Source organism: uncultured Bifidobacterium sp. (assembly GCF_959020145.1).
GTDB lineage: Bacteria > Actinomycetota > Actinomycetes > Actinomycetales > Bifidobacteriaceae > Bifidobacterium.
This window is the reverse complement of record NZ_CAUEQY010000002.1, coordinates 144727-164329: the sequence shown is the minus strand read 5'-3', so window position 1 is coordinate 164329 and position 19603 is coordinate 144727. Positions and strand designations below refer to the sequence as shown.

Genomic DNA, 19603 nt, shown 5'->3' with positions numbered 1-19603 from the left:
GGCCGGATAATACTTACAGGGACTGCTGGTAGTATGGCAGTCGTTTGGCGGCTTTCATAAAAACCGCAACTTGTCCACTATATGACAGAGGAAAGACTATGACTGCTGTTGAAGCAACGTCCGTAACAGAGGAAGAACAGAGCAAGCCACTGGCCCTTCGCATAGGCGCGGAGCTGGTGGGAAGCTTCATCATCTGCTTCGCCATCTACTCGATTTGCACGCTTGGTTCCGCGATCTACGGCGTGAATATGGCGTTCATCGCCTTGCTGACAGGTTTGGTGTACGCCGCCGCCACCCTGATATTCGGCACGATTTCCGGCGCCCAGTTCAATCCGGCGGTCTCCGTTGCGGCGATGCTGTCCGGCAAAACCCATGTGCTTGACGGAGTGCTCTATATTATCGTTCAGGTGCTGGGTGGTATCGGCGCAGGCGCCGCCATCCGCTTCCTGCTGCCGACATCCGAGCAGGTAACGCTGAAAATCTGGCTGACGCCGGTCATTAACGGTTTTGACAAGAATTCCGTCTCCTATGCCACGCTCGGCAACTATGGCGTGTCCTTCAGCATCACTCTGGCCATCGCCGTTGAACTCGTCGCGGGCATCATCATCGTCGCCACCGCGCTCAACACCACCAGTGAATCCGGAAAGACCAATACCAGCCATGCCATCGCCATGGGTCTCGCCTACGGTGTCGGCGCCGCAATCTCCTATCCGGTAACAGGCGCAGCTCTGAATCCGGCTCGTGCCACTGGCATCGCCATCTTCGCCCAGAATCAGGGCCTTTCCCAAGAGCCTCTGCAGCAGCTGTGGGTGTTCTGGATCTGCCCGATTCTCGCAGCCGCCATCGTCTCGCTTGTGGCCATAGTCGCGTCCATGATCGGCACCAAGAAAAACGTTTCGGAAGCCGAGCAGGATTCCGAAACGCTGGAGGCCATAGCCGACGACGCGTCAGACGATGCCGACGGGCACGAGGGCGAGCAGGATGAACAGTCCGACGCCCAGACCGATGCCGATGAAAGCGTCGAAGCCAACTGAACGGACTTTCCAAGGACTACGCTCGCGCATTACGAGTCTGATTAGTCCTGTTATGATGGCCGTCACCGCGATTACCGTGGTGGCGGCTTTTACATGGCCTAAGACCGCAAGCACTGTGGCTATAACCACCATTGCCGCAACGATCCATTCAAACCACGGCTTGCCTTCATGGTCTTCGGAAACGTAGGGATGACTCATATCGCAGGCCTTTCGTTATATGTCAACGCGCGTCCGCGCACGGAACCCAATCATAATAATAAAACGTGGCGTCCGAAACCAGCGAATGGTTTCGGACGCCACGTCATTTATCGCGCCGCAACGCTCCCAGCTTGCCGGTCGACGCTTCCACTGAACTCAGTGGAAGAAGTGTCGGGTACCGGTCACATACATGGTGACGCCGGCCTTGCGGGCCGCCTCGAACACTTCCTCATCACGAATGGACCCACCAGGCTGGACGATGGCCTTGACACCGGCGTTGATCAGAATCTCGGCACCGTCGGCGAACGGGAAGAACGCGTCGGACGCGGCCACCGCTCCCTTGGTGCGGTTGGCTCCGTCAGCCAGCGTGTTGGCACGCTCGACGGACAGATTGGCGGAATCCACACGATTGACCTGGCCCATGCCGATGCCTACGGTTGCCTGATCGTGGGCGATAAGTATGGCGTTGGATTTGACGCACCGGATGGCACGCCATGCGAACACCAGATCCCTGACGGTTTCAGCGTCGGCCGGCTCGCCGGAAACCAGCTTCCACGCGTTCGGATCGTCTCCTGAAGCGTCAATCAGATCGGTGGACTGCACGAGCAGACCGCCGTCAATCTGACGGAACTGGGTCTTGGTCTTCGGAGGCTCAGACACCTTCAGGATACGCAGGTTCTTCTTCTTGGTCTGGAGCAGTTCAAGCGCATCGGCGTCGTAATCGGGCGCGACGATGACTTCGGTGAAGATTGGACGAACACTTTCGGCCATTTCCATAGTGACCTTGCTGTTCGCAGCAATCACACCGCCATAGGCGCTCATCGGATCGCATGCGTGCGCCTTCTTGTGCGCCTCTGCCACGGTAGCGCCAATGGCCAGACCGCATGGATTGTTGTGCTTGACCACTGCGACGGCGATCTGAGGCGCGAAATCCCACACGGCACGCCATGCGGCGTCGGCATCGACGTAATTGTTGTAGCTCATCGGCTTGCCGCCAAGCTGTTCGGCGTGTGCGAAGCCGTTCTGGTTGAGCGGATCCAGATACAGCGAAGCCTGCTGGTGAGGGTTCTCGCCGTAACGCAGCACGTGCGCGCGGTCCCACGTACGGGTGAACGTGGCTGGGAACTTGGCCTCATTCACTTCGGTCTCGCCTTCGGAAACCGGCTGTTCGATGGACGCCGGCTTCGGCCAATGCTTCGCGGTCCACTCGTTGATGGTGGCGTCGTAGGCGGCCGTATGGGCGAACGCCTTTCCTGCGAGCCAGCGACGCTCATCAAGGGAGAAGCCCTCGCCGTTCTCGATGCGGGAGGCGACGAGTGCATAATCGTTCGGATCGGTGATGATGGCGACGGTGGCGCTGTTCTTGGCTGCGCCACGCACCATGGACGGACCGCCGATATCGATCTTTTCGATGGTGGCGGCTTCGTCAGCTCCGGAGCGGACCGTGTCGGCGAATGGATACAGATTGACGACCACCAGATCGAACGGCTTGATGCCAAACTTCTCGAGCTGGGAGGCATGGTCGGGGTTAGTCATGTCGGCGAGGATACCGGCATGGATATGCGGGTCAAGGGTCTTGACGCGACCATCAAGGCATTCCGGGAAACCAGTGACTTCGGAGACCTCGGTCACTTTGACACCCAGCTCAGCCAGACGCTTCGCGGTGGAACCGGTGGAAACCACCTCGGTGCCCGCCTTGATGAACGCTTCGGCAAGCACCTCGATGCCTTCCTTATGGAAGACTGATACCAGAGCCCGTCGTATCGGTCGATTCGTTGTTGTCACCCTGATCCTCCTTGTTATTGTTGTTCGAGGCGACCGTGCGAAGCGCACGTGTTTCCTCACGGCTGTTTTCCGTGGATTCGGGAGCGGTCTCCCTCTTTCCACGTTCGCGTATACGCTTCATCATCCAGCGTATGGCGAAAAATATGCTCACGGCCACCAAAGTCAGCAGCCATGCGGAGAACAAACCCATGGCGGTGGGTTGTCCCACCTTACGGGTTGACGCGATCACGTCTACGCCGACGTGCGCAAGATGTTTCGATCCCAAGCCTCCGTTTCCCAAGGCGAACAGCAAGCTGGAAGCCACGGACACGACGGCGCTGGTAATCGAAAAAGCAGCAATCGGATAGGCAAAACTCAGCACAACGCGTTTGACGTCGATGTTCCGTCCTGATTCACCTACTCTGATATGGAATCCCTTATTAAACAACATGACGACCATGCCGGTAGCAAAAGCGGATGCCAATGGTATGCACATCAGCGCGATTCTCACCCAATCCGTCTCGACCGCCTGTGGCATCATACCGAAAAGCGGCAAGGCGGGGAGCCCGTCACCCTGTCCGGTCCATAATGTGAATTCAGCTAAATCGCCGATTGAGAAGCCGGCGCCGAAAGTCCATGAGACAGCCCAAATCATCAGATTCGGAAGCCATGCGAGCATACTGATCGTGGTAAGAATACGAGACCCGTTCTGCATGCCCGAAAGTTCATATAGCTTCGCTATCGATGATTGATTGCTTATTGCCCAAAAAACAACGACGATCAGACCGACCAGCAGATACGCCGCCTCCAGCAGCAGCCCTAGGACGGAACCGATGACCATGGTCTTTCGCACCGGCGATGACACATGAGATCGAATCCATTCGGTACAGGCTTGGGTCCATGACGCATTCGGAATCGCCGCGACCGCATATCCGAGGATGAAAACAAGCGCCGTTTTGATGGCGATCATCGTCATCGAATCAACGATTTCGATATTTATGCTTCTGGCGAAGAAGATGTTTACGGCTTCCCAAAAGACCAGACCGGCCGCGAATCCACGCAGACTCGTGCCAAATCTTCTGGCGAGCTGCGCGATAAGGGCGATAAGCAGTACCGTCAAGAGCAACGGCACAATCGTCAACGTGATGGCATCAGTCTTGAACCCGATACCTTGGCTGAGCAGCACCAACGCCTCGGTAAGAGGCACCGAGAAGGCGGAAAGATTGTCCCCGCCTTCTTCCATGGATATGACCAGAAGCATTAGGGCCATATAGCAGCCCAAGGCAACGGCGTAAATAATCATGGACGCTGCCGCGACGGCAAGCCCTTTCAGCCAATACTTCAGGTTCGTCATCATAGCGATTGGGAAGCGAGCACCTCTCGCATGATTTCAGCGGTCTGTCCGGGAGTACGACCGACACGGATGCCAACGGCCTCAAGGGCTTCTTTCTTATCCTGCGCGGTGCCCTTGCCGCCGGAAACGATGGCGCCGGCATGGCCCATCTGCTTGCCTTCCGGCGCGGTGAATCCCGCGATGTAGGCCACGACGGGCTTGGTCATATGTTCGGAAGCCCACTTGGCAGCGTCCTGTTCGGCGCTGCCACCGATTTCGCCGATCATGACAACGGCTTTGGTGGCTTCATCGTTCTCAAAGGCTTCCAAAGCCTCCTGCAAGGTCGTGCCGACGATCGGATCACCGCCCGCGCCAAGGCATGCGGTGAAACCGATGTCAGACAGCTCCCCCATCAGCTGATAGGTCAACGTTCCGGACTTGGACACCAAACCCAACGGGCCGCGGGACACGATGCCATCTGGAATAATGCCGAGGTTGCAGCCCTTGGCGTCCTTAGAAGATGGCAGCGTCAACAGACCAGGACAATTCGGCCCAACGATGCGCACGCCCTTACGCAAGGCCAACTCGACGAAATACGCGCTGTCCGCCACCGGAATGCCTTCGGTGATGACGACAATCAGTTCGATGCCGGCTTCAATGGCCTCAACGACGGCGTCCTTGGCGAAGCGCGGCGGCACGAACACGACGCTTGCTTTGGCTCCAGTGGCTTCGATGGCTTCAGAGCAGTTGGCGAACACGTGAATGGTGGCGTCCTCGCCATTTTTGGCTTCAGGGAAGGTGACGTCCAGCCCAGCCTTGCGGGCGTTCACGCCACCGACGATGTTGGTGCCGGCCTTGAGCATGCGGGCCGTGTGGGTCATGCCCTGATGCCCGGTCATGCCCTGGACGATGACCGGAGCGCCATCTTCAATGAAAAGCGTCATTTCAGCGAACCTCCTTGGCCGCGAAACGTGCGGCCTGCTGTGCGGCTTCCTCCATGGTCTGAGCGACGTGCAGGTTGGCGCGGCCGGCTTGGGCCAAAATGTTCAGACCTTCCGCCGCCGCATTGCCATCGAATCGCACGACGATAGGCTTGCTGCTGCCAAGTTCGTCAAGCGCCTCGAGAATGCCCTTCGCGACCTGTTCACACGAGGTGATGCCACCGTACACATTGATGAGCACGGATTCGACCTGCGGGTCGGACAGCACGATTTCAAGACTATTCGACATCACTTCGGCGGAAGCGCCTCCGCCGATGTCGAGGAAGTTTGCGGGCTTGACATTCGTGCCCTGATCCTCGCCTGCGCCTGACACCGCGTCAAGAGAGCTCATGACGAGTCCCGCACCATTGCCGATCACACCGACGGAACCCTTGAGATGCACATAATGCAGTCCATGTTCGCGGGCTTTTTGCTCATATGGATCGACATGAATCGGATCGGTGAAACGTTTCCAACCATCATGGCGGAACGATGCATTGTCATCAAGGGAGATCTTGGCGTCCAGCGCGCACAACGACTTGGAAGATTCGTCATCCGGATCGCCGATTTTTGCAAGCGGGTTGATTTCCACAAGCGTGGCGTCGTTCTCCTTGAAGCAACGCCACATTTTCAGCAGAATCTGCGCGGCCTGATCAACATCGGCATGATAGAAGCCGATGCTTTCAGCCATCTTGGTGGCCGCTTCCAAATCGAAATCGTCAAGAGCATCGATATGCAGACGCTTCACGGATTCCGGATGCTCTTTGGCGATTTCCTCAACCTCAGTACCGCCATTCGCAGTGGCGAGCACGTCGAAATCACGAGAGGATCGGTCCACTGAGATGGAGACGTAATACTCGTGAAGGATGTTCTTCGCCTCGGCCACCAGCACGCCGCTGACCTTGTGCTTGTGAATGGTCATCGGCAGAATGTCTTCCGACGCGAGAATGGACTCGTCACGGGTCTTGGCGAGCTTGACTCCGCCGGCCTGGCCACGGTGTCCAATCTTCACCTGCGCCTTAATCACATTGGGATATCCAATCTGGTCGGCCGCTTCGGCGACTTCATGGGAGTTCTGGGCGAATATTGCCTTAGGAGTCGGGATACCCTGTTCTTCGAGCAATTCCCTGGCTTGATACTCATAGAGATCCATGGATCATTCCCTTTGGTTGTTTGTTCTGAATGGTTGACGAAAACGGAGTTATCAGGCAGGCATGCACACCAGCGAGCTTGTCGGATAATCGCCTAGCGATTTCATGCCGTCAATACCGGTAAGTTCCATGACGAAGCTGAATCCAGCAACGACGCCTCCGCACTTCTCGATGAGGCTACGCGCCGCATTGGCGGTTCCACCGGTGGCGATCAGATCGTCGACGATCAATACGCGCACTCCCTCATGGACAACGTTGGTTTCGATTTCCATTGACGCCTGACCATATTCGAGGTCATAGCTTTGCGACATGGTTTCTGGAGGCAATTTGCCGGCTTTACGGACCGCGATAAACCCCTTTCCGAGACGGGCGGCCAACGCTGGACCGAACAGGAATCCACGGGCTTCAAGGCCGGCGACCATGTCGAAATCATCGACGTCTACTGGCAATGCCGCTTCAAGGGCCCCCATCAAAATACCGAACGCGCGCGCATCAGCCAACACCGGCATGAAATCGCGGAATAGGATGCCCTCCTTCGGAAAGCCCGGAATAGTACGTATTTTCGATACAAGATATGCTGCGTCTTCGGCTCCAACTTTGTTCAAGCCCGAAACGGCGATATCCGATGCTGCCATGACAGTGGTTTCCTTCTACCTTGGTTTACGGCACTTTGAATTATAGGTTTCCCGTGCGAAAAAGAACGGCGAAAACCTCAAAAATGAGATTTTCGCCATCTAAAAATCAAAGAAATCAATCGTTCTTCTGCTCGTCAATGGGCTGCTGAATAACATCGGCATCCTGTACGGGCTCTTCAGTCGCGTCGACGATAGGCTTCTGGTCGGGCTCGTCTTCCTTGGATAGCGGATTGCCGTTCTCATCGACCTCATCATCATGCACGTATGCCGGACGGACATATTCACGGCTGATGGCGTTGAAGCCGAAACGCAGTTGCGATCCTTCGGAATCAACGACGATCTCCTCGTATTCCGTATCGACGGAAACGACCTTGCCGATGATGCCACCGATGGTGATCACTTCAGTGCCGGGCTGCAGATTAGAACGGAAATCCTGACGTTCAGCTTGCTGCTGCTTGGCTTTCTTGGACTGCCAGAACATCATGCCGAACATTACAACGATAAGAACAACGAGAAAAAGGATATCCAAAATAAACTCCTCGGAGTCAGGGTCTCAACCGGAACACATTACTCAAGATGTGAAGTCTATGACATCTTATTGACATCATATGCGGATTCGTCGGGAGTAATACCAAGATGCTCCCATGCCTTGCGCGTGGCCACGCGGCCTTTCGGCGTGCGGATGAGGAAGCCCTCACGTACCAGATACGGTTCGCATACCGTTTCCACCGTTTCCGACTCCTCGCCCACCATGGCCGCCAGATTGTTCAAGCCGACGGGGCCTCCGTTGAAATTGGTGACGATGGCCTTAAGCACTGCTATATCCAGACGGTCAAGACCTTCGGTATCGATCTGATAAAGCGCCAACGCCTCCTTGACATCATCGGGACGCACCGATTCGAGATCGTGCACGATGGCCCAATCCCTAACACGACGAAGCAGGCGGTTGGCAATTCTCGGCGTGCCGCGGGAACGCATGGCCAGTTGGCGAGCGGCCCCGTCCTCCAACTGGATTCCCAACACTGCGGAGGAACGCTCAATCAGCTTTTCAAGCTCCTCATGCGGGTAGAAATCCAGATGCGCCGTGAAACCGAACCGCGCACGCAGCGGCGAGGGAAGCATGCCCTCTCGCGTGGTGGCACCGATAACCGTAAACCGAGGCAATGTCAGCGGAATGGATGAAGCTCCAGGGCCTTTGCCGACCATCACATCAACACGGAAATCCTCCATGGCGATGTACAGCAGTTCCTCGGCGGCACGGGGCAGACGGTGGATCTCATCGATAAAGAGCACCTCGCCGGCGTCCAGCGAACTCAGAATCGAAGCCAAATCACCAGCATGTTGGATGGCGGGACCGGAAGTGACGCGGATTGGAACTTCCAATTCATTGGCCACAATCATGGCCAAAGTGGTTTTGCCAAGTCCCGGAGGCCCCGCAAGCAGGATATGGTCCGGAGGAACGTCACGTTTTCGAGCAGCATCGAGGAAAAGCTGCAACTGCGCTTTGAGTCTTGGCTGTCCGATGAATCCCTCAAGGATATGAGGACGAAGCTCCTCGTCGCTGACCGGTTCGTTGCCGACGGGTGCGGCGGAAACCATACGGAGGGATTCCTCGTTCGCCCCGGTGTTCGGCTGTTCGAATGTATCAGTGTTCGTCATAATGGTCCGTTTCATCTACCTCTATCCAACGATGTCAGCGCGAGCTTCAGCACGCGTGGAACATCCTCGGCGTTCAACGGCGTCTCGATTTGATTATCGGCGCAGACCGTCTGCACCGCATGGACAGCGTCCTGCTGGTGCCATCCCAAAGACATCAGACCTTCGACGACCTGTTCGGCCCCAGTGTCTTCAGGAGTCGAAGCGGTTGCGGAAGAACCCTCGATCTGGCTCAGATCAATGGAACCTTTCAGTTCGAGGATGATTTTCTGCGCGCCTTTCTTGCCTAATCCCGGAGCCTTGGCCAACGCAGTGGCATCACCATCCGCCACAGCCCTCGCAAGTCGATCGGGAGGCAAAGTGGACAGCAACGATAGCGCGACTTTCGGTCCGATGCCACTGACCTTCTGCAATTGCAGGAACATGCGTTTCGAGGCCAGCGTGCCGAAGCCGAATAAAGTGATGGCGTCCTGGGACACATTCAACGAAGTGTAGACCTTGATTTCCTGGCCGGCGTGCATGGAAGCCAAGTCGGCGGATGGCATCCTGACCTCGTAGCCGACTCCCCCGACCTCGATAATGGCCGATACGGCGTCTACCGACTCCACATGGCCACGTAGCATGCCAATCATTATGGACGTCTCCTTCGCACAGGTCTAGAACATCTGTTCGATACAGCTTACATGCCTCTGCGGACGCCTTGTCTGCGCGCTGCTTTTTGCGAAGCCTGCGCCCACTGTCGTTGCGCCGCCGTGAGATGCTGTTCGCGTTCGCCGCCTTGCAGCGCACCAGCCGGACGCAACGCGTGACAAATCGCAATAGCCAGCGCGTCAGCCGCATCAGCCGGCTTTGGCAGCGTGTTCAATCCCAATATCCGCGCCACCATACGTTCCATCTGGATTTTCTCTGCTTTGCCGTTGCCGGTGATTGCAAGCTTTGATTCCGTCGGCGTATGCAACGCTACAGGAATGCCGCGTTGCGCCGCAGCGAGCATCGCCAACCCTGCCGCCTGTGCGGTTCCCAGCACCGTGTTACGGTTTTCTTGCGCGAACACTCGTTCGATGGACACCGCATCGGGAGCAAATCGTTCGATTTTTTCCACCAAGCCGTTGTAGATGGCCAGCAGACGCAGATCCTGGGAGGTTTTTGGATCGGAACGCACCACATCCACGTGGATAAAAGAAAGCCGGCGGTATGCGCCGGCTTCAATCACGCCGACCCCGCAGCGAGTCAGCCCGGGGTCGACGCCAAGAATAATCACGCTGGATTACTCCTCGTCAAGCTGGGCCATGACCTCGTCGGAGGCGGTCCAGTTGGAGTAGATGTTCTGGACATCGTCCAGATCATCGAGGTTGTCGATGAGCTTGGAGACCTTCTGGGCATCCTCAAGGCTCAGCTCGACCTCGTTCTTCGGCATCATGACCAGATCAGCGGAATCGTAATCGAAACCGGCGTCCTGGAGAGCCTTGCGCACGTCGATCATGTCGGACGGATCGGTGATGACGGTGAATACCTCACCATCGTCGGTCACGTCTTCGGCACCGGCTTCGGCGGCCTTCTCGAACAGGTTGTCGAGGTCAACGCCTTCGGCCGGAACAACGATCTGTCCCTTGCGTTCGAAGTTGAAGCTCACGGAACCAGTGGTGGCCAGGGAGCCATTGCCCTTGGTCAGGGTGGAACGCACGTCGGCAGCCGCACGGTTGCGGTTGTCGGTGAGGCATTCGATGATCAGGCCAACACCTGCCGGGGCGTAACCCTCGTACACGATGTCTTCATAGTTGGCGCCGCCGGCTTCCTCACCGGAACCACGCTTGACGGCGCGCTTGATGTTGTCGGCCGGCATGGAGGCCTTCTTGGCCTTGTAGATGGCGTCATACAGGGACGGGTTGCCGTCGGGATCGCCGCCACCCATACGTGCTGCGATCTCGATGTTCTTGATCAGCTTGGCGAACAGCTTGCCGCGCTTCGCGTCGATGGCGGCCTTCTTGTGCTTGGTGGTCGCCCACTTGGAATGACCTGACATAATGCTCCTAGGCAGGTTGCGGATGTTTCAAACGAAATGATTCTAAAGCGGTTCGCCGACAAAATGCCGAATACGAACCTGTGGCATTTCGCTTTTCGAACTTTTGGATGGGGTCTGCCCCCGGCTGTGACTACCGCCGATATGTTTTCTCCCCTATGACCATTTGGCGCTTGGCTTCGAAGATGCGTTGGAATACGGTGACTAATCCCAATCCGGCCAACAGTATCATGGCGATGGCGAGCCACAATCCCTGACGCGTCAATCCGGTGATGGCCATGCCCACCAGAATGATGGTCAAGCGATCGGCACGAGTGGCGATGCCGTTTTTCACCTCATAGCCGACTGATTCGGCACGAGCACGGGCATATGAAGTGACGAACGATGTCATCACGGCCACCGCGGCGGCGGCGATACCGATCATGCTCGTATAGTCAGGCGTGTTGTCGATGGCCGTATGCCACCAGTCACGATGCATAAGAAAGAAGATGATCACGCCTACGAGCATCGCCCAATCAGCGATGCGATCGAGCGTGGAGTCGAGAAAAGCCCCGAATTCGGTCCCACCCGTGGTAAGCGCGGCGATCGAGCCATCCAACGAATCGGCAAGCACAAGCAGAGTCAGAACAACCGCTCCCCCAAATAGCCATCCGGTCACACCGGTGGCGATGGCCACGACGATGGTGCCGACAGCACCAATCACCGTCACCGCATTGGCGGTCAGTCCTATGGCGATCAACGCTTTGGCTATTGGCTCGATGAGTTTTTTGAACGGCGCACGAAGATGCTCAAGCATGTGTTACTTCCTTCTCGATGAGAAAATGAGAAACGGCGCACAAACCTCTTGTCGAGATTCGTGCGCCGTTTCACGGTTCATGGTCGCGTGCGACTTGTTGTCACCGGTCTCGCTCAGTCGGCGAGGGCGGCCTTGAAGTCGTCTGCGGTGTTGACCTGGACGCGCTTCTTGATTACGGCCAGAATGTTCGCCTTCGCCTCATCGACCGGCACGCCGTTCAACTGGCTGCCGTCGCGGAAGCGGAAGCTGACCGCGTTGTTGTTCATATCCTCTTCGCCGACGATGAGGATGAACGGCGCCTTGGACTTGGATGCGTTGCGGATCTTCTTGCCGAAGCGATCGTCGGACAGGTCGATCTCGCAACGGACGGTCTCCTCTTCCAAGCTGGCGATGAACTTCTGCAGGTGCGGGGCGAACTCGTCCGCGACCGGCACGCCAAGCACCTGGACCGGGGCGAGCCACGCCGGGAAGGCGCCCGCGTAATGCTCAAGCAGCACCGCGAAGAAGCGTTCGATGGAGCCGAACAGCGCGCGGTGGATCATCACCGGACGCTGGTGCGTGCCATCGGCGGCGATGTATTCGAGCTTGAAACGTTCCGGAAGGTTGAAGTCGAGCTGGATGGTGGACACCTGCCAGGTACGTCCGATGGCGTCACGGGCCTGCACGGAGATCTTCGGACCGTAGAAGGCTGCGCCGCACGGATCGTCGACCAAGTCCAAACCGGATTCCTTGGCGACCTCGGCCAGCGTGTTGGTGGCTTCCTCCCAAATCTCGTCGGAACCGACGTACTTGTGCGGATCCTTGGTGGACAGCTCCAGATAGAAGTCATCCAGACCGAAGTCCTTCAACAGGCCGAGCACGAAGGTAAGCAGGCTCTTAAGCTCGTCCTTCATCTGCTCGCGGGTGCAGTAGATGTGGGAATCATCCTGAGTCAAGCCGCGCACGCGGGTCAGGCCATGCACTTCGCCGGACTTCTCATAACGGTACACGGTGCCGAATTCGAACAGGCGCAGCGGCAGCTCACGGTAGGAACGCTGGCGGGACTTGAAGATCAGGTTGTGCATCGGGCAGTTCATCGGCTTCAGGTAGTAATCGAAGCCTTGCTTGATGACGTTGCCGTTCTCGTCCTTCTCCTCGTCCAGACGCATCGGCGGATACATGCTGTCCTTGTACCACTGCAGGTGGCCGGAGGTCTCATACAGGCCGCCCTTGGTGATGTGCGGGGTCTGCACGAAGCTGTAGTGGTGCTTGCGGTGCATCTCACGGGAGTAGTCCTCCATGGCGTTGATGACGGCCGCGCCCTTCGGATGGAAGACGGCAAGGCCCGGACCGATCTCATCCGGGAAGGAGAACAGGTCCATTTCCGCGCCGAGCTTGCGGTGGTCGCGCTTGGCGGCCTCCTCCAGACGGGTCTGGTATGCCTTCAGGTCCTCCTTGGTGGCGAAGGCGGCGCCGTAAATGCGCTGCAGCATCGGATTGGCCTCGCTGCCGCGCCAGTATGCGGCGGCGGAACGCTCTATCTTGAACGCCTTGATGTAACGGGTGTTCGGCAGGTGCGGACCACGGCACAGGTCCTTCCAAACCACATTGCCTTCACGGTCGACGTTATCGTAGAAGCTCAGTTCCTTGCCGCTGATTTCGGTGGCGGCTTCCGGGTCAAGATGCGCTTCCTTATCCTTGATAAGTTCAAGCTTGTAGGGCTGGTCGGCTTCCTCGGCAAGAGCCTCTTCCTCGGTCACCACGCGGCGGCGGAAGGACTGGGAGGACTTGATAATGCGCTGCATGCGCTTTTCGATTTCCTTGAGGTCCTCCGGAGTGAAAGGGGTCTCGACATCGAAATCGTAGTAGAAGCCGTCTTTGATGACCGGTCCAACACCAAGCTTGGCGTCAGGGCGAATCTCCTGCACGGCCTGGGCCATGACATGGGTTGCGGAATGGCGCATGATGGCCACACCGTCCTCGCTATCGAGCGCGATGGGTTCCACAACGTCGCCGTCGTGCAGCTCGGTATAGAGATCGCGGGGTTCGCCGTTCAAACGCACCGCGATGATGTTCTTGTCGTCGGAGAAGAGCTGGACGCCGGTCTGGTCTGCCGCCACCTCCTTCTTTTCGCCGTTGAGTGTGATGGAGATGGTCTGTTCAGCCATGAGTTGTCCTTTGCTATCGGGGTCCGCGTTACCAATGTGCAGGCCTGGACTATATATCAACGATGAACAAGATAGGGTCAAGCGCAGACAACGGCACGCCATTTCGGTGAACGGAAGAACAACGCTGATTGAATGTCGCGAAAGGAAAGGTCCTTCACTGTTTACTGTCCGATGACGTGCGCATATGTATACTGCGGAGCCTGACGCGTGGACTTGATCATCACTTTGTCAGAGGGGCTGACCGATACCGTAGCGCCATACTTCACTTTGAGCCGCGACCCGACGCCACCGGCCAGATTGACCGCGTTCTGCAGATTGTCGCTGTCGCCGATCGCGCGAATGGTGAATGGGGATTTCAGTTTGGTGCCGTCGCAGACGAGACTGCCGGCCGTGCCACTGATGTAAGTGCTGGTTACCACGCGGACATTGTTGATCTCAATGACCTCGGCACCACTGTTGCGCAATTCCTCAAGCAACGTGAACAATATCGCGGAGTCAATCTTCTGTTTGGAACCCTGCGATATGCGGATGACCACGCCTTCTCCCGTAGCCGCGAGACGGCCGGATAGGATGCCGTTGATCTGCGCGTTCTGCTTGGCGATTTCCGCGGCCTTCTCATTTTTGTCCGCGGTGTCTTTCAAAGCGTTCAGCTGGCTGGAGAGTTCGTTCTTACGCTGTTCGAGCTTTTGGACCTGGGCATTGGTCTCGCTGATGAGCTTGGTTAATTCATCTTCGCTCATCGTCTCATAGGTGGATGTCGTGTTGTTTATCTGGATCACATAGCCGAAGCCAAGCAAGGCGCACAATATCGTGACCAGAATGCTGGAATACAGTCGGGTTCGTGTGACCTTCGCATCAAGTGAGATCCGCTTCTTGGCCTTGACCATGGGGAACGCACCGGTTTGGGTGCTGTCATTGTTCTGGTCCTTGACCCTCTGCTCATGGATTCTGGACAGCATGTCCTTGCTGTTCGCGTCTTGTCCGCTCATACCGCATCAACCTTTAAAGATGAAGCGTCGGATGGAGGACACATTGGTAAAGATTCGTATGCCGAGCACTACGATCACTGCGGTCTGCAGCTGGGAGCCGACTCCCAACTGGTTGCCGAGGAACACCAGCAGCGTCGCGGTGATGACATTCGAGAAGAAGGAGATCACGAACACTTTATCGGAAAAGCTGCGTTGGAAATACGCGCGTGCGGCGCCTAGCAACGCATCCAACGCGGCCAATACCATAATCGGCAGATACGGTTGGAGCTCGATGGGGATGTCCGGACGAACGAATACACCGATTACCACGCCGATGATAAGTCCCAAGACAGCTGCCATTACTTGTCCTTCCTCACATGCGTCGTGTCGCCAGCCACTGCAGCATCAAGTGTAATCGATTTGCTTTTGCTTATCTGCGGATAGATGCCGGCCTTTTTGAAATCGTCATACAGTTGTTTCTGCGTTGTCTTGCTTACCGATTTCGCCAAGGTCGCCTGATTGCCTATCGCCTCGATTCGATATGGGCTTTGCACCGAATTGACTCCGATGAGAATCGTCGATCCGGCGGTTCGAATCGAGGTTTGCACGCCAAGGCGGTTGCCGTTGATCGCGATCGCCTCCGCTCCGGATTGCCATAGCAAGGAGACAAGCAGCTGCAAATCGGAATCGGTGACGACTCGAACCTGGCTGCCATTTTCTCTTGGCAGTGAGGAGTCAGCATTGTCGCCGCTGACGGAAAGCGGGTTGGCTACGGTCAGGACAATGCCTTCCCCTTGCACCGGAAGCGTTCCATTGACCATTTCATCATCCTGCATCGTCTGGTTTAGGGACCAGCTTGCCAAGGATTCCGATTCAGATTCGATTTGCGACCGCAAGTCGTTGACATCCTTGGTGAGGTCGCCGACCCGCTTCGTTTGTTCGGTCAGCTGGCTTGCCAACTGCTTGCGTACTTCTTTGCGTGGGTCAGTGCTCAGCTGGCGCACGAAAACGCTTCCCGCGGCACCCACAGCGATGCAGATGAGGAACACCAGAATCCTGGTGGCCCAAATCGAAACCGCCGAACGTTTTTTAGTGGCCAGGCGGGAGTCCGAATACAGGACATCCATCGGACGATTGGTCAAATCGTCAATAAGCCGAAGCGAATCGTCATCGACATGTCTATGGCGTTGCGGCATGGCGGGCATGGAGGCCGGTTGCACATGATGGGATGACAGGCCGGCGAAGGATGACGAAAAAATGGCACGATGCTTTGTGGGTACGTTCTCCGGGGAAACGGGGAACGACGCGAAACGTGGAGCATCGGACTTCATATATGCGTCAATCCTTGCTGTTTGTATCGTTCTTCAACAGTTGGATGCCTTGGCGCATGTAGATGTACCCTGCAAGCCAATACAGTCCAACGCCCCAGATTCCGGTGGCAAGACCGCATAGATGCAGTGTATCCGCAGCGGCGTTGGACCAGATGTCGGCGAAGATCAACGCGACGATGGCGATAAGCAGCATCGCGGTACCGGCCTTGCCTACGAAATGAACAGGCAATGGGCCATAATCGTGCTGCGCCAAAACCAGTATCAGAACAGCCATGATCAAATCTCGCAGGCCGACGACGATCAGCATCCACCATGGAATGATGTTCGCCACACCCAAAGCAAGAATGCTGCAGAAGATCAGCAGACGATCGGCAATCGGATCGAGAATTTGCCCGATTTTGCTCACCTGATTGAATGATCTGGCGATCAGTCCGTCCAAACCATCGGATATCGCCGATAGTGCAAGCACGACCAAGGCGGTCACCATCCTGTGATGAGAGACCAGCATCGCGATAAAAGGAATCGAAATGATTCTCAGCAGGCTGATGAAGTTCGGAACCGTGAAATAGATGTCTCGCGGTTCCGGACTGTATTGCTTCTTAATAATCAATTTGCTCATATTACGAGCAACACTACATTCTCGAAGCCTGCAACGCGGTGACTATTATGCCACGGGCACCAACTTCATACAACTGGTCCATAAGCTGGTTCACCTTCGCCTTCGGAACCACCACACGCACGGCCGCCCACTGCTTATCATGCAGAGGCGAAATCGTCGGGCTTTCGAAACCCGGAGTGATATCCACTGCGGCGGACACCTTCTCGACCGGAATGTCGTAGTCCATAAGCACATTACGCTGGGCAGTGAGCACGCCTTGCAGACGCCTGCTCAGAATCGTCAGACGCTCGTCATCCGCCTCAAGACGAGGGGAACGAATCAATACGGCTTCAGAGTGCATCAGCGGTTCAGCGAAAATGCGCAGTCCCGCATTACGCAGAGTGGTCCCTGTGGAAACCACATCGGCGATCAGATCGGCGACGCCAAGCTGGACGGACGATTCGACGGCGCCGTCAAGGTGCACGGTTTCCGCGTTGATGCCATGCTCGACCAGATAGTCGTGTACGAGCTTGTCGAATGTGGTGGCGACTCGCTTGCCTTCAATATCCTCAAGCTTGGTAATCGGCGAATCGTTCGGGGCTGCGAAACGGAACGTGGAGGCTCCGAAGCCAAGCTGCATATGCTCCTCCGCATCGGTGCCGGAGTTCACGAGCAAATCATGCCCGGTGATTCCAACGTCGATGGTGCCGCGACCGACATAGACCGCAATGTCGAGGGGACGCAGGTAGAACAACTCAACATCATTGTCGGGATCCTCCACGACCAACTGGCGAGGGTTGCTCCTCAAACGGTAGCCGGCTTCCGCCAGCATGTTCCAAGCGGGTTCGGACAGCATGCCCTTATTAGGCACAGCGATTCTTAGCATGTTTCTCCTCTAAAAAAGGCCACACCTTCAACTGGCATGGCCCCGGGTTTCTCACAGGTTCTTGTAGATGTCCTCGAGTGTGATGCCACGATCGATCATCATGACCTGCAGATGGTAGATGAGCTGGCTCATTTCTTCGGCCGTGCGATCAGCACCCTCATATTCGGCGGCGATCCAGGTCTCTCCAGCCTCTTCGACAATCTTCTTGCCGATGAAGTGCGTGCCTTTGGCAAGCTCATCGACGGTCAGGGAACCGGCCTGCTTGGTGGCGGCTTTCTCGCTCAATTCCGCGAACAGCGATTCAAAAGTCTTCATATTCGTATGCTTCCTTGTATGGTGGGCGTTCACGCCTTGAAGGCTGCTTCGGCCTTCTCGCGGATGGAGTCGATAGCCTCGGCCGGATTCTCGGCACCGTACACGGCGGAACCGGCGACCAGCACATCGGCACCGGCTTCGGCAACGATATGGGCGGTCTTGGGGCTCACGCCACCATCGACCTGGATCTTCGTCTTCAGGCCACGGCGGGTGATTTCGTCACGCAGACGACGAACCTTGGCCATCTGGTTGTCAAGGAACTTCTGACCGCCGAAGCCCGGTTCGACCGTCATGATAAGCACCATGTCGAATTCGTCAAGGATGTCGAAGATCGGCTCGACCGGTTCGGCCGGACGGACCGCGAAGCAAGCCTTGCAGCCCATGTCGCGCAGCTGACGCGCAAGACGAACCGGAGCATGCGTCGCTCCCATATGGAAGCTGACGGAAGCCGCACCAAGCTTGGCGTATTCCGGAGCCCAACGGTCCGGATCCTCGATCATCAGATGCACGTCGACCGGAAGGTCAGTGACTTGGCAGATGCGAGCCACAATCGGCTCACCCAACGTCAGATTCGGAACGAAATGATGGTCCATCACGTCCACGTGAACGAAATCGGCGTTGGAAATGGCCTTAAGATCACGTTCCAGATTGCAGAAGTCAGCGGACAGGATGCTAGGTGCGATTTGAATAGTCATGGTTCTCATTCTATGGAAGGTAATCGACTTGATGCTACTTGTTGTCGGACTGGTCATCGGCATATGAGACGGATGAGCCATCGTTTGCCGTGATTTCATCCTTGGTTTTCGTAAGGTTGGCCTTCGCGGTCGAGAGACCGGTTTCTCCATCCTCGACGAGGCTTAGCTCAATCTCGGTGACGGTGCGCAACTTCTCGGCAAGCAGCTCGGTGGACTTTCCCATCTGCTGAATAACGATGAAAGCCACCACGCCAAGCACGAACACCGCCATGGACACCCATACGTTGATGCGCACGCCAAGGAACTCGTGCGCGAAATCAATGCGCAGAGCCTCGATCCAAGTGCGTCCCGCCGTGTACCACATGATGTATATGGCGAACAAGGACCCGGCCTTGAGTTTTTTCATGATTTTGGAACCAAGGAAAACGATGAGCGCAGCACCGATGAGATTCCAAATCATCTCATACAGGAAGGTGGGGTGGAACAGCGTGCCTGTCGGGCAGGTCGCTCCGTCATAGCATTGTTCGCTGTGACCGATGGCGCTTCCCTCCATATTCAACTTCAAACCCCAAGGCAAGATCGTCGGCGCGCCGTAAAGCTCTTGGTTGAACCAGTTGCCCAGACGTCCCACGGCCTGCGCCACGAGCAATCCTGGCGCGACGGCGTCACCGAGCAGAGCCATTGGATAATGCCTGTGACGACACCATGCCCAAGCGGCAAGCGCTCCAAGCAGGACGCCGCCCCAGATGCCCAGTCCGCCATTCCAGATGCGGAACATCTCCACCCAATCGCCGGTCGGTCCGAAGAAACGTTCCGGAGTGGTGATGATGTGGTATATACGCGCACCGATGATGCCGCTCGGCACCGCGACAAGCGTGATGTCGAGAATCTGATCGAAATTACCGCCATATCGTTTCCAATGAACGGTTGTCATCCATACCGCCAGCACGATGCCGAGCAGAATGCACAGCGCGTAGAAATGGATGGTCACCGGCCCGATGGAAAACTGCGAAATGGTGGGTGACGGAATGTAAGCAAGTGTCATAGTTTCCTGATGGTAGTCCACGTATACGATATGGTACGTGGACTACCAGTA

General features: G+C 56.6%; 22 protein-coding genes. 1 reads left to right on the top strand and 21 read right to left on the bottom strand.

The window, feature by feature from the left end; all coding sequences use genetic code 11:
• Positions 1-98 precede the first annotated feature (98 nt).
• Complete coding sequence (locus Q5H33_RS01695; RefSeq protein WP_042990491.1) at positions 99-1034, top strand: MIP/aquaporin family protein; 936 nt, start codon at positions 99-101, stop codon at positions 1032-1034.
• Here the strand turns inward: Q5H33_RS01695 and Q5H33_RS01690 are convergent.
• The 21 genes from Q5H33_RS01690 to lgt form a co-directional block, all read right to left on the bottom strand.
• Positions 948-1232: a DUF3017 domain-containing protein gene (locus tag Q5H33_RS01690; RefSeq protein WP_080505085.1), complete on the bottom strand. Its 285-nt coding sequence runs from the start codon at positions 1230-1232 to the stop codon at positions 948-950. The genes Q5H33_RS01695 and Q5H33_RS01690 overlap by 87 nt on opposite strands.
• Positions 1233-1388: 156 nt before the next feature.
• Positions 1389-3017 (bottom strand): bifunctional phosphoribosylaminoimidazolecarboxamide formyltransferase/IMP cyclohydrolase, encoded by a 1629-nt coding sequence (gene purH / locus Q5H33_RS01685; protein WP_042990489.1) that lies wholly within the window; start codon positions 3015-3017, stop codon positions 1389-1391.
• Entirely contained in the window at positions 2965-4350 is a 1386-nt protein-coding gene (locus Q5H33_RS01680) for a DUF6350 family protein (protein WP_229055851.1), read from the bottom strand. The genes purH and Q5H33_RS01680 overlap by 53 nt, the downstream gene beginning before the upstream one ends.
• On the bottom strand, positions 4350-5273 hold the full coding sequence (gene sucD, locus Q5H33_RS01675) for a succinate--CoA ligase subunit alpha (protein ID WP_011743184.1): 924 nt from the start codon (positions 5271-5273) through the stop codon (positions 4350-4352). Before sucD ends, Q5H33_RS01680 begins: the two co-directional genes overlap by 1 nt.
• A gap of 1 nt (position 5274) precedes the next feature.
• The gene (sucC, locus tag Q5H33_RS01670) at positions 5275-6462 is read right to left on the bottom strand and encodes an ADP-forming succinate--CoA ligase subunit beta (RefSeq protein WP_003809275.1); all 1188 of its coding nucleotides are present in this window, start codon (positions 6460-6462) and stop codon (positions 5275-5277) included.
• A 51-nt stretch (positions 6463-6513) separates the two neighbouring features.
• Complete coding sequence (locus Q5H33_RS01665) at positions 6514-7095, bottom strand: adenine phosphoribosyltransferase (protein ID WP_080863213.1); 582 nt, start codon at positions 7093-7095, stop codon at positions 6514-6516.
• A 115-nt stretch (positions 7096-7210) separates the two neighbouring features.
• Positions 7211-7624 (bottom strand): preprotein translocase subunit YajC, encoded by a 414-nt coding sequence (gene yajC / locus Q5H33_RS01660; RefSeq protein ID WP_080863214.1) that lies wholly within the window; start codon positions 7622-7624, stop codon positions 7211-7213.
• Positions 7625-7680: 56 nt separating this feature from the next.
• Positions 7681-8754 carry a Holliday junction branch migration DNA helicase RuvB gene (gene ruvB, locus Q5H33_RS01655; RefSeq protein ID WP_033499467.1) on the bottom strand — a complete coding sequence of 358 codons (1074 nt, stop codon included), beginning with the start codon at positions 8752-8754 and terminating at the stop codon, positions 7681-7683.
• A gap of 11 nt (positions 8755-8765) precedes the next feature.
• Positions 8766-9383: a Holliday junction branch migration protein RuvA gene (gene ruvA, locus Q5H33_RS01650; RefSeq protein ID WP_021913305.1), complete on the bottom strand. Its 618-nt coding sequence runs from the start codon at positions 9381-9383 to the stop codon at positions 8766-8768.
• A gap of 47 nt (positions 9384-9430) precedes the next feature.
• Complete coding sequence (ruvC, locus tag Q5H33_RS01645; protein ID WP_003809282.1) at positions 9431-10012, bottom strand: crossover junction endodeoxyribonuclease RuvC; 582 nt, start codon at positions 10010-10012, stop codon at positions 9431-9433.
• Between the two features lie 6 nt (positions 10013-10018).
• Positions 10019-10774, bottom strand: a complete 756-nt coding sequence (locus Q5H33_RS01640; RefSeq protein ID WP_039775122.1) for a YebC/PmpR family DNA-binding transcriptional regulator — start codon at positions 10772-10774, stop codon at positions 10019-10021.
• A gap of 130 nt (positions 10775-10904) precedes the next feature.
• Positions 10905-11567 carry a phosphatidylinositol phosphate synthase gene (gene pgsA / locus Q5H33_RS01635; protein ID WP_003809290.1) on the bottom strand — a complete coding sequence of 221 codons (663 nt, stop codon included), beginning with the start codon at positions 11565-11567 and terminating at the stop codon, positions 10905-10907.
• A 113-nt stretch (positions 11568-11680) separates the two neighbouring features.
• A complete protein-coding gene (gene thrS / locus Q5H33_RS01630; protein WP_038444446.1) occupies positions 11681-13714 on the bottom strand; it encodes a threonine--tRNA ligase in 2034 nt (677 codons plus the stop codon).
• 161 nt (positions 13715-13875) lie between these two features.
• A complete protein-coding gene (locus tag Q5H33_RS01625; RefSeq protein WP_038444443.1) occupies positions 13876-14703 on the bottom strand; it encodes a DUF881 domain-containing protein in 828 nt (275 codons plus the stop codon).
• A 6-nt stretch (positions 14704-14709) separates the two neighbouring features.
• Entirely contained in the window at positions 14710-15042 is a 333-nt protein-coding gene (locus Q5H33_RS01620; protein WP_003809295.1) for a small basic family protein, read from the bottom strand.
• On the bottom strand, positions 15042-16013 hold the full coding sequence (locus tag Q5H33_RS01615) for a DUF881 domain-containing protein (RefSeq protein ID WP_011743176.1): 972 nt from the start codon (positions 16011-16013) through the stop codon (positions 15042-15044). The genes Q5H33_RS01620 and Q5H33_RS01615 overlap by 1 nt, the downstream gene beginning before the upstream one ends.
• Before the next feature lie 7 nt (positions 16014-16020).
• Entirely contained in the window at positions 16021-16632 is a 612-nt protein-coding gene (locus Q5H33_RS01610; protein WP_038444441.1) for a CDP-alcohol phosphatidyltransferase family protein, read from the bottom strand.
• Positions 16633-16645: 13 nt separating this feature from the next.
• Positions 16646-17497 carry an ATP phosphoribosyltransferase gene (hisG, locus tag Q5H33_RS01605; protein ID WP_003809302.1) on the bottom strand — a complete coding sequence of 284 codons (852 nt, stop codon included), beginning with the start codon at positions 17495-17497 and terminating at the stop codon, positions 16646-16648.
• A 51-nt stretch (positions 17498-17548) separates the two neighbouring features.
• Complete coding sequence (locus tag Q5H33_RS01600) at positions 17549-17812, bottom strand: phosphoribosyl-ATP diphosphatase (RefSeq protein ID WP_003809305.1); 264 nt, start codon at positions 17810-17812, stop codon at positions 17549-17551.
• A gap of 29 nt (positions 17813-17841) precedes the next feature.
• Positions 17842-18507 carry a ribulose-phosphate 3-epimerase gene (rpe, locus tag Q5H33_RS01595; protein ID WP_038444440.1) on the bottom strand — a complete coding sequence of 222 codons (666 nt, stop codon included), beginning with the start codon at positions 18505-18507 and terminating at the stop codon, positions 17842-17844.
• A gap of 34 nt (positions 18508-18541) precedes the next feature.
• Positions 18542-19552 (bottom strand): prolipoprotein diacylglyceryl transferase, encoded by a 1011-nt coding sequence (gene lgt / locus Q5H33_RS01590; RefSeq protein ID WP_038444438.1) that lies wholly within the window; start codon positions 19550-19552, stop codon positions 18542-18544.
• Between the last annotated feature and the right edge of the window lie 51 nt (positions 19553-19603).

Coding starts and splice junctions, on each gene's coding strand:
- thrS (WP_038444446.1), bottom strand. CDS start 13,714: ATGGCTGAACAGACCATCTCCATCACACTCAACGGCGAAAAGAAGGAG.
- Q5H33_RS01625 (WP_038444443.1), bottom strand. CDS start 14,703: ATGAGCGGACAAGACGCGAACAGCAAGGACATGCTGTCCAGAATCCAT.
- Q5H33_RS01615 (WP_011743176.1), bottom strand. CDS start 16,013: ATGAAGTCCGATGCTCCACGTTTCGCGTCGTTCCCCGTTTCCCCGGAG.
- Q5H33_RS01620 (WP_003809295.1), bottom strand. CDS start 15,042: ATGGCAGCTGTCTTGGGACTTATCATCGGCGTGGTAATCGGTGTATTC.
- sucC (WP_003809275.1), bottom strand. CDS start 6,462: ATGGATCTCTATGAGTATCAAGCCAGGGAATTGCTCGAAGAACAGGGT.
- Q5H33_RS01665 (WP_080863213.1), bottom strand. CDS start 7,095: ATGGCAGCATCGGATATCGCCGTTTCGGGCTTGAACAAAGTTGGAGCC.
- Q5H33_RS01680 (WP_229055851.1), bottom strand. CDS start 4,350: ATGACGAACCTGAAGTATTGGCTGAAAGGGCTTGCCGTCGCGGCAGCG.
- Q5H33_RS01610 (WP_038444441.1), bottom strand. CDS start 16,632: ATGAGCAAATTGATTATTAAGAAGCAATACAGTCCGGAACCGCGAGAC.
- Q5H33_RS01695 (WP_042990491.1), top strand. CDS start 99: ATGACTGCTGTTGAAGCAACGTCCGTAACAGAGGAAGAACAGAGCAAG.
- rpe (WP_038444440.1), bottom strand. CDS start 18,507: ATGACTATTCAAATCGCACCTAGCATCCTGTCCGCTGACTTCTGCAAT.
- lgt (WP_038444438.1), bottom strand. CDS start 19,552: ATGACACTTGCTTACATTCCGTCACCCACCATTTCGCAGTTTTCCATC.
- Q5H33_RS01690 (WP_080505085.1), bottom strand. CDS start 1,232: ATGAGTCATCCCTACGTTTCCGAAGACCATGAAGGCAAGCCGTGGTTT.
- Q5H33_RS01600 (WP_003809305.1), bottom strand. CDS start 17,812: ATGAAGACTTTTGAATCGCTGTTCGCGGAATTGAGCGAGAAAGCCGCC.
- pgsA (WP_003809290.1), bottom strand. CDS start 11,567: ATGCTTGAGCATCTTCGTGCGCCGTTCAAAAAACTCATCGAGCCAATA.
- ruvA (WP_021913305.1), bottom strand. CDS start 9,383: ATGATTGGCATGCTACGTGGCCATGTGGAGTCGGTAGACGCCGTATCG.
- hisG (WP_003809302.1), bottom strand. CDS start 17,497: ATGCTAAGAATCGCTGTGCCTAATAAGGGCATGCTGTCCGAACCCGCT.
- sucD (WP_011743184.1), bottom strand. CDS start 5,273: ATGACGCTTTTCATTGAAGATGGCGCTCCGGTCATCGTCCAGGGCATG.
- ruvB (WP_033499467.1), bottom strand. CDS start 8,754: ATGACGAACACTGATACATTCGAACAGCCGAACACCGGGGCGAACGAG.
- Q5H33_RS01640 (WP_039775122.1), bottom strand. CDS start 10,774: ATGTCAGGTCATTCCAAGTGGGCGACCACCAAGCACAAGAAGGCCGCC.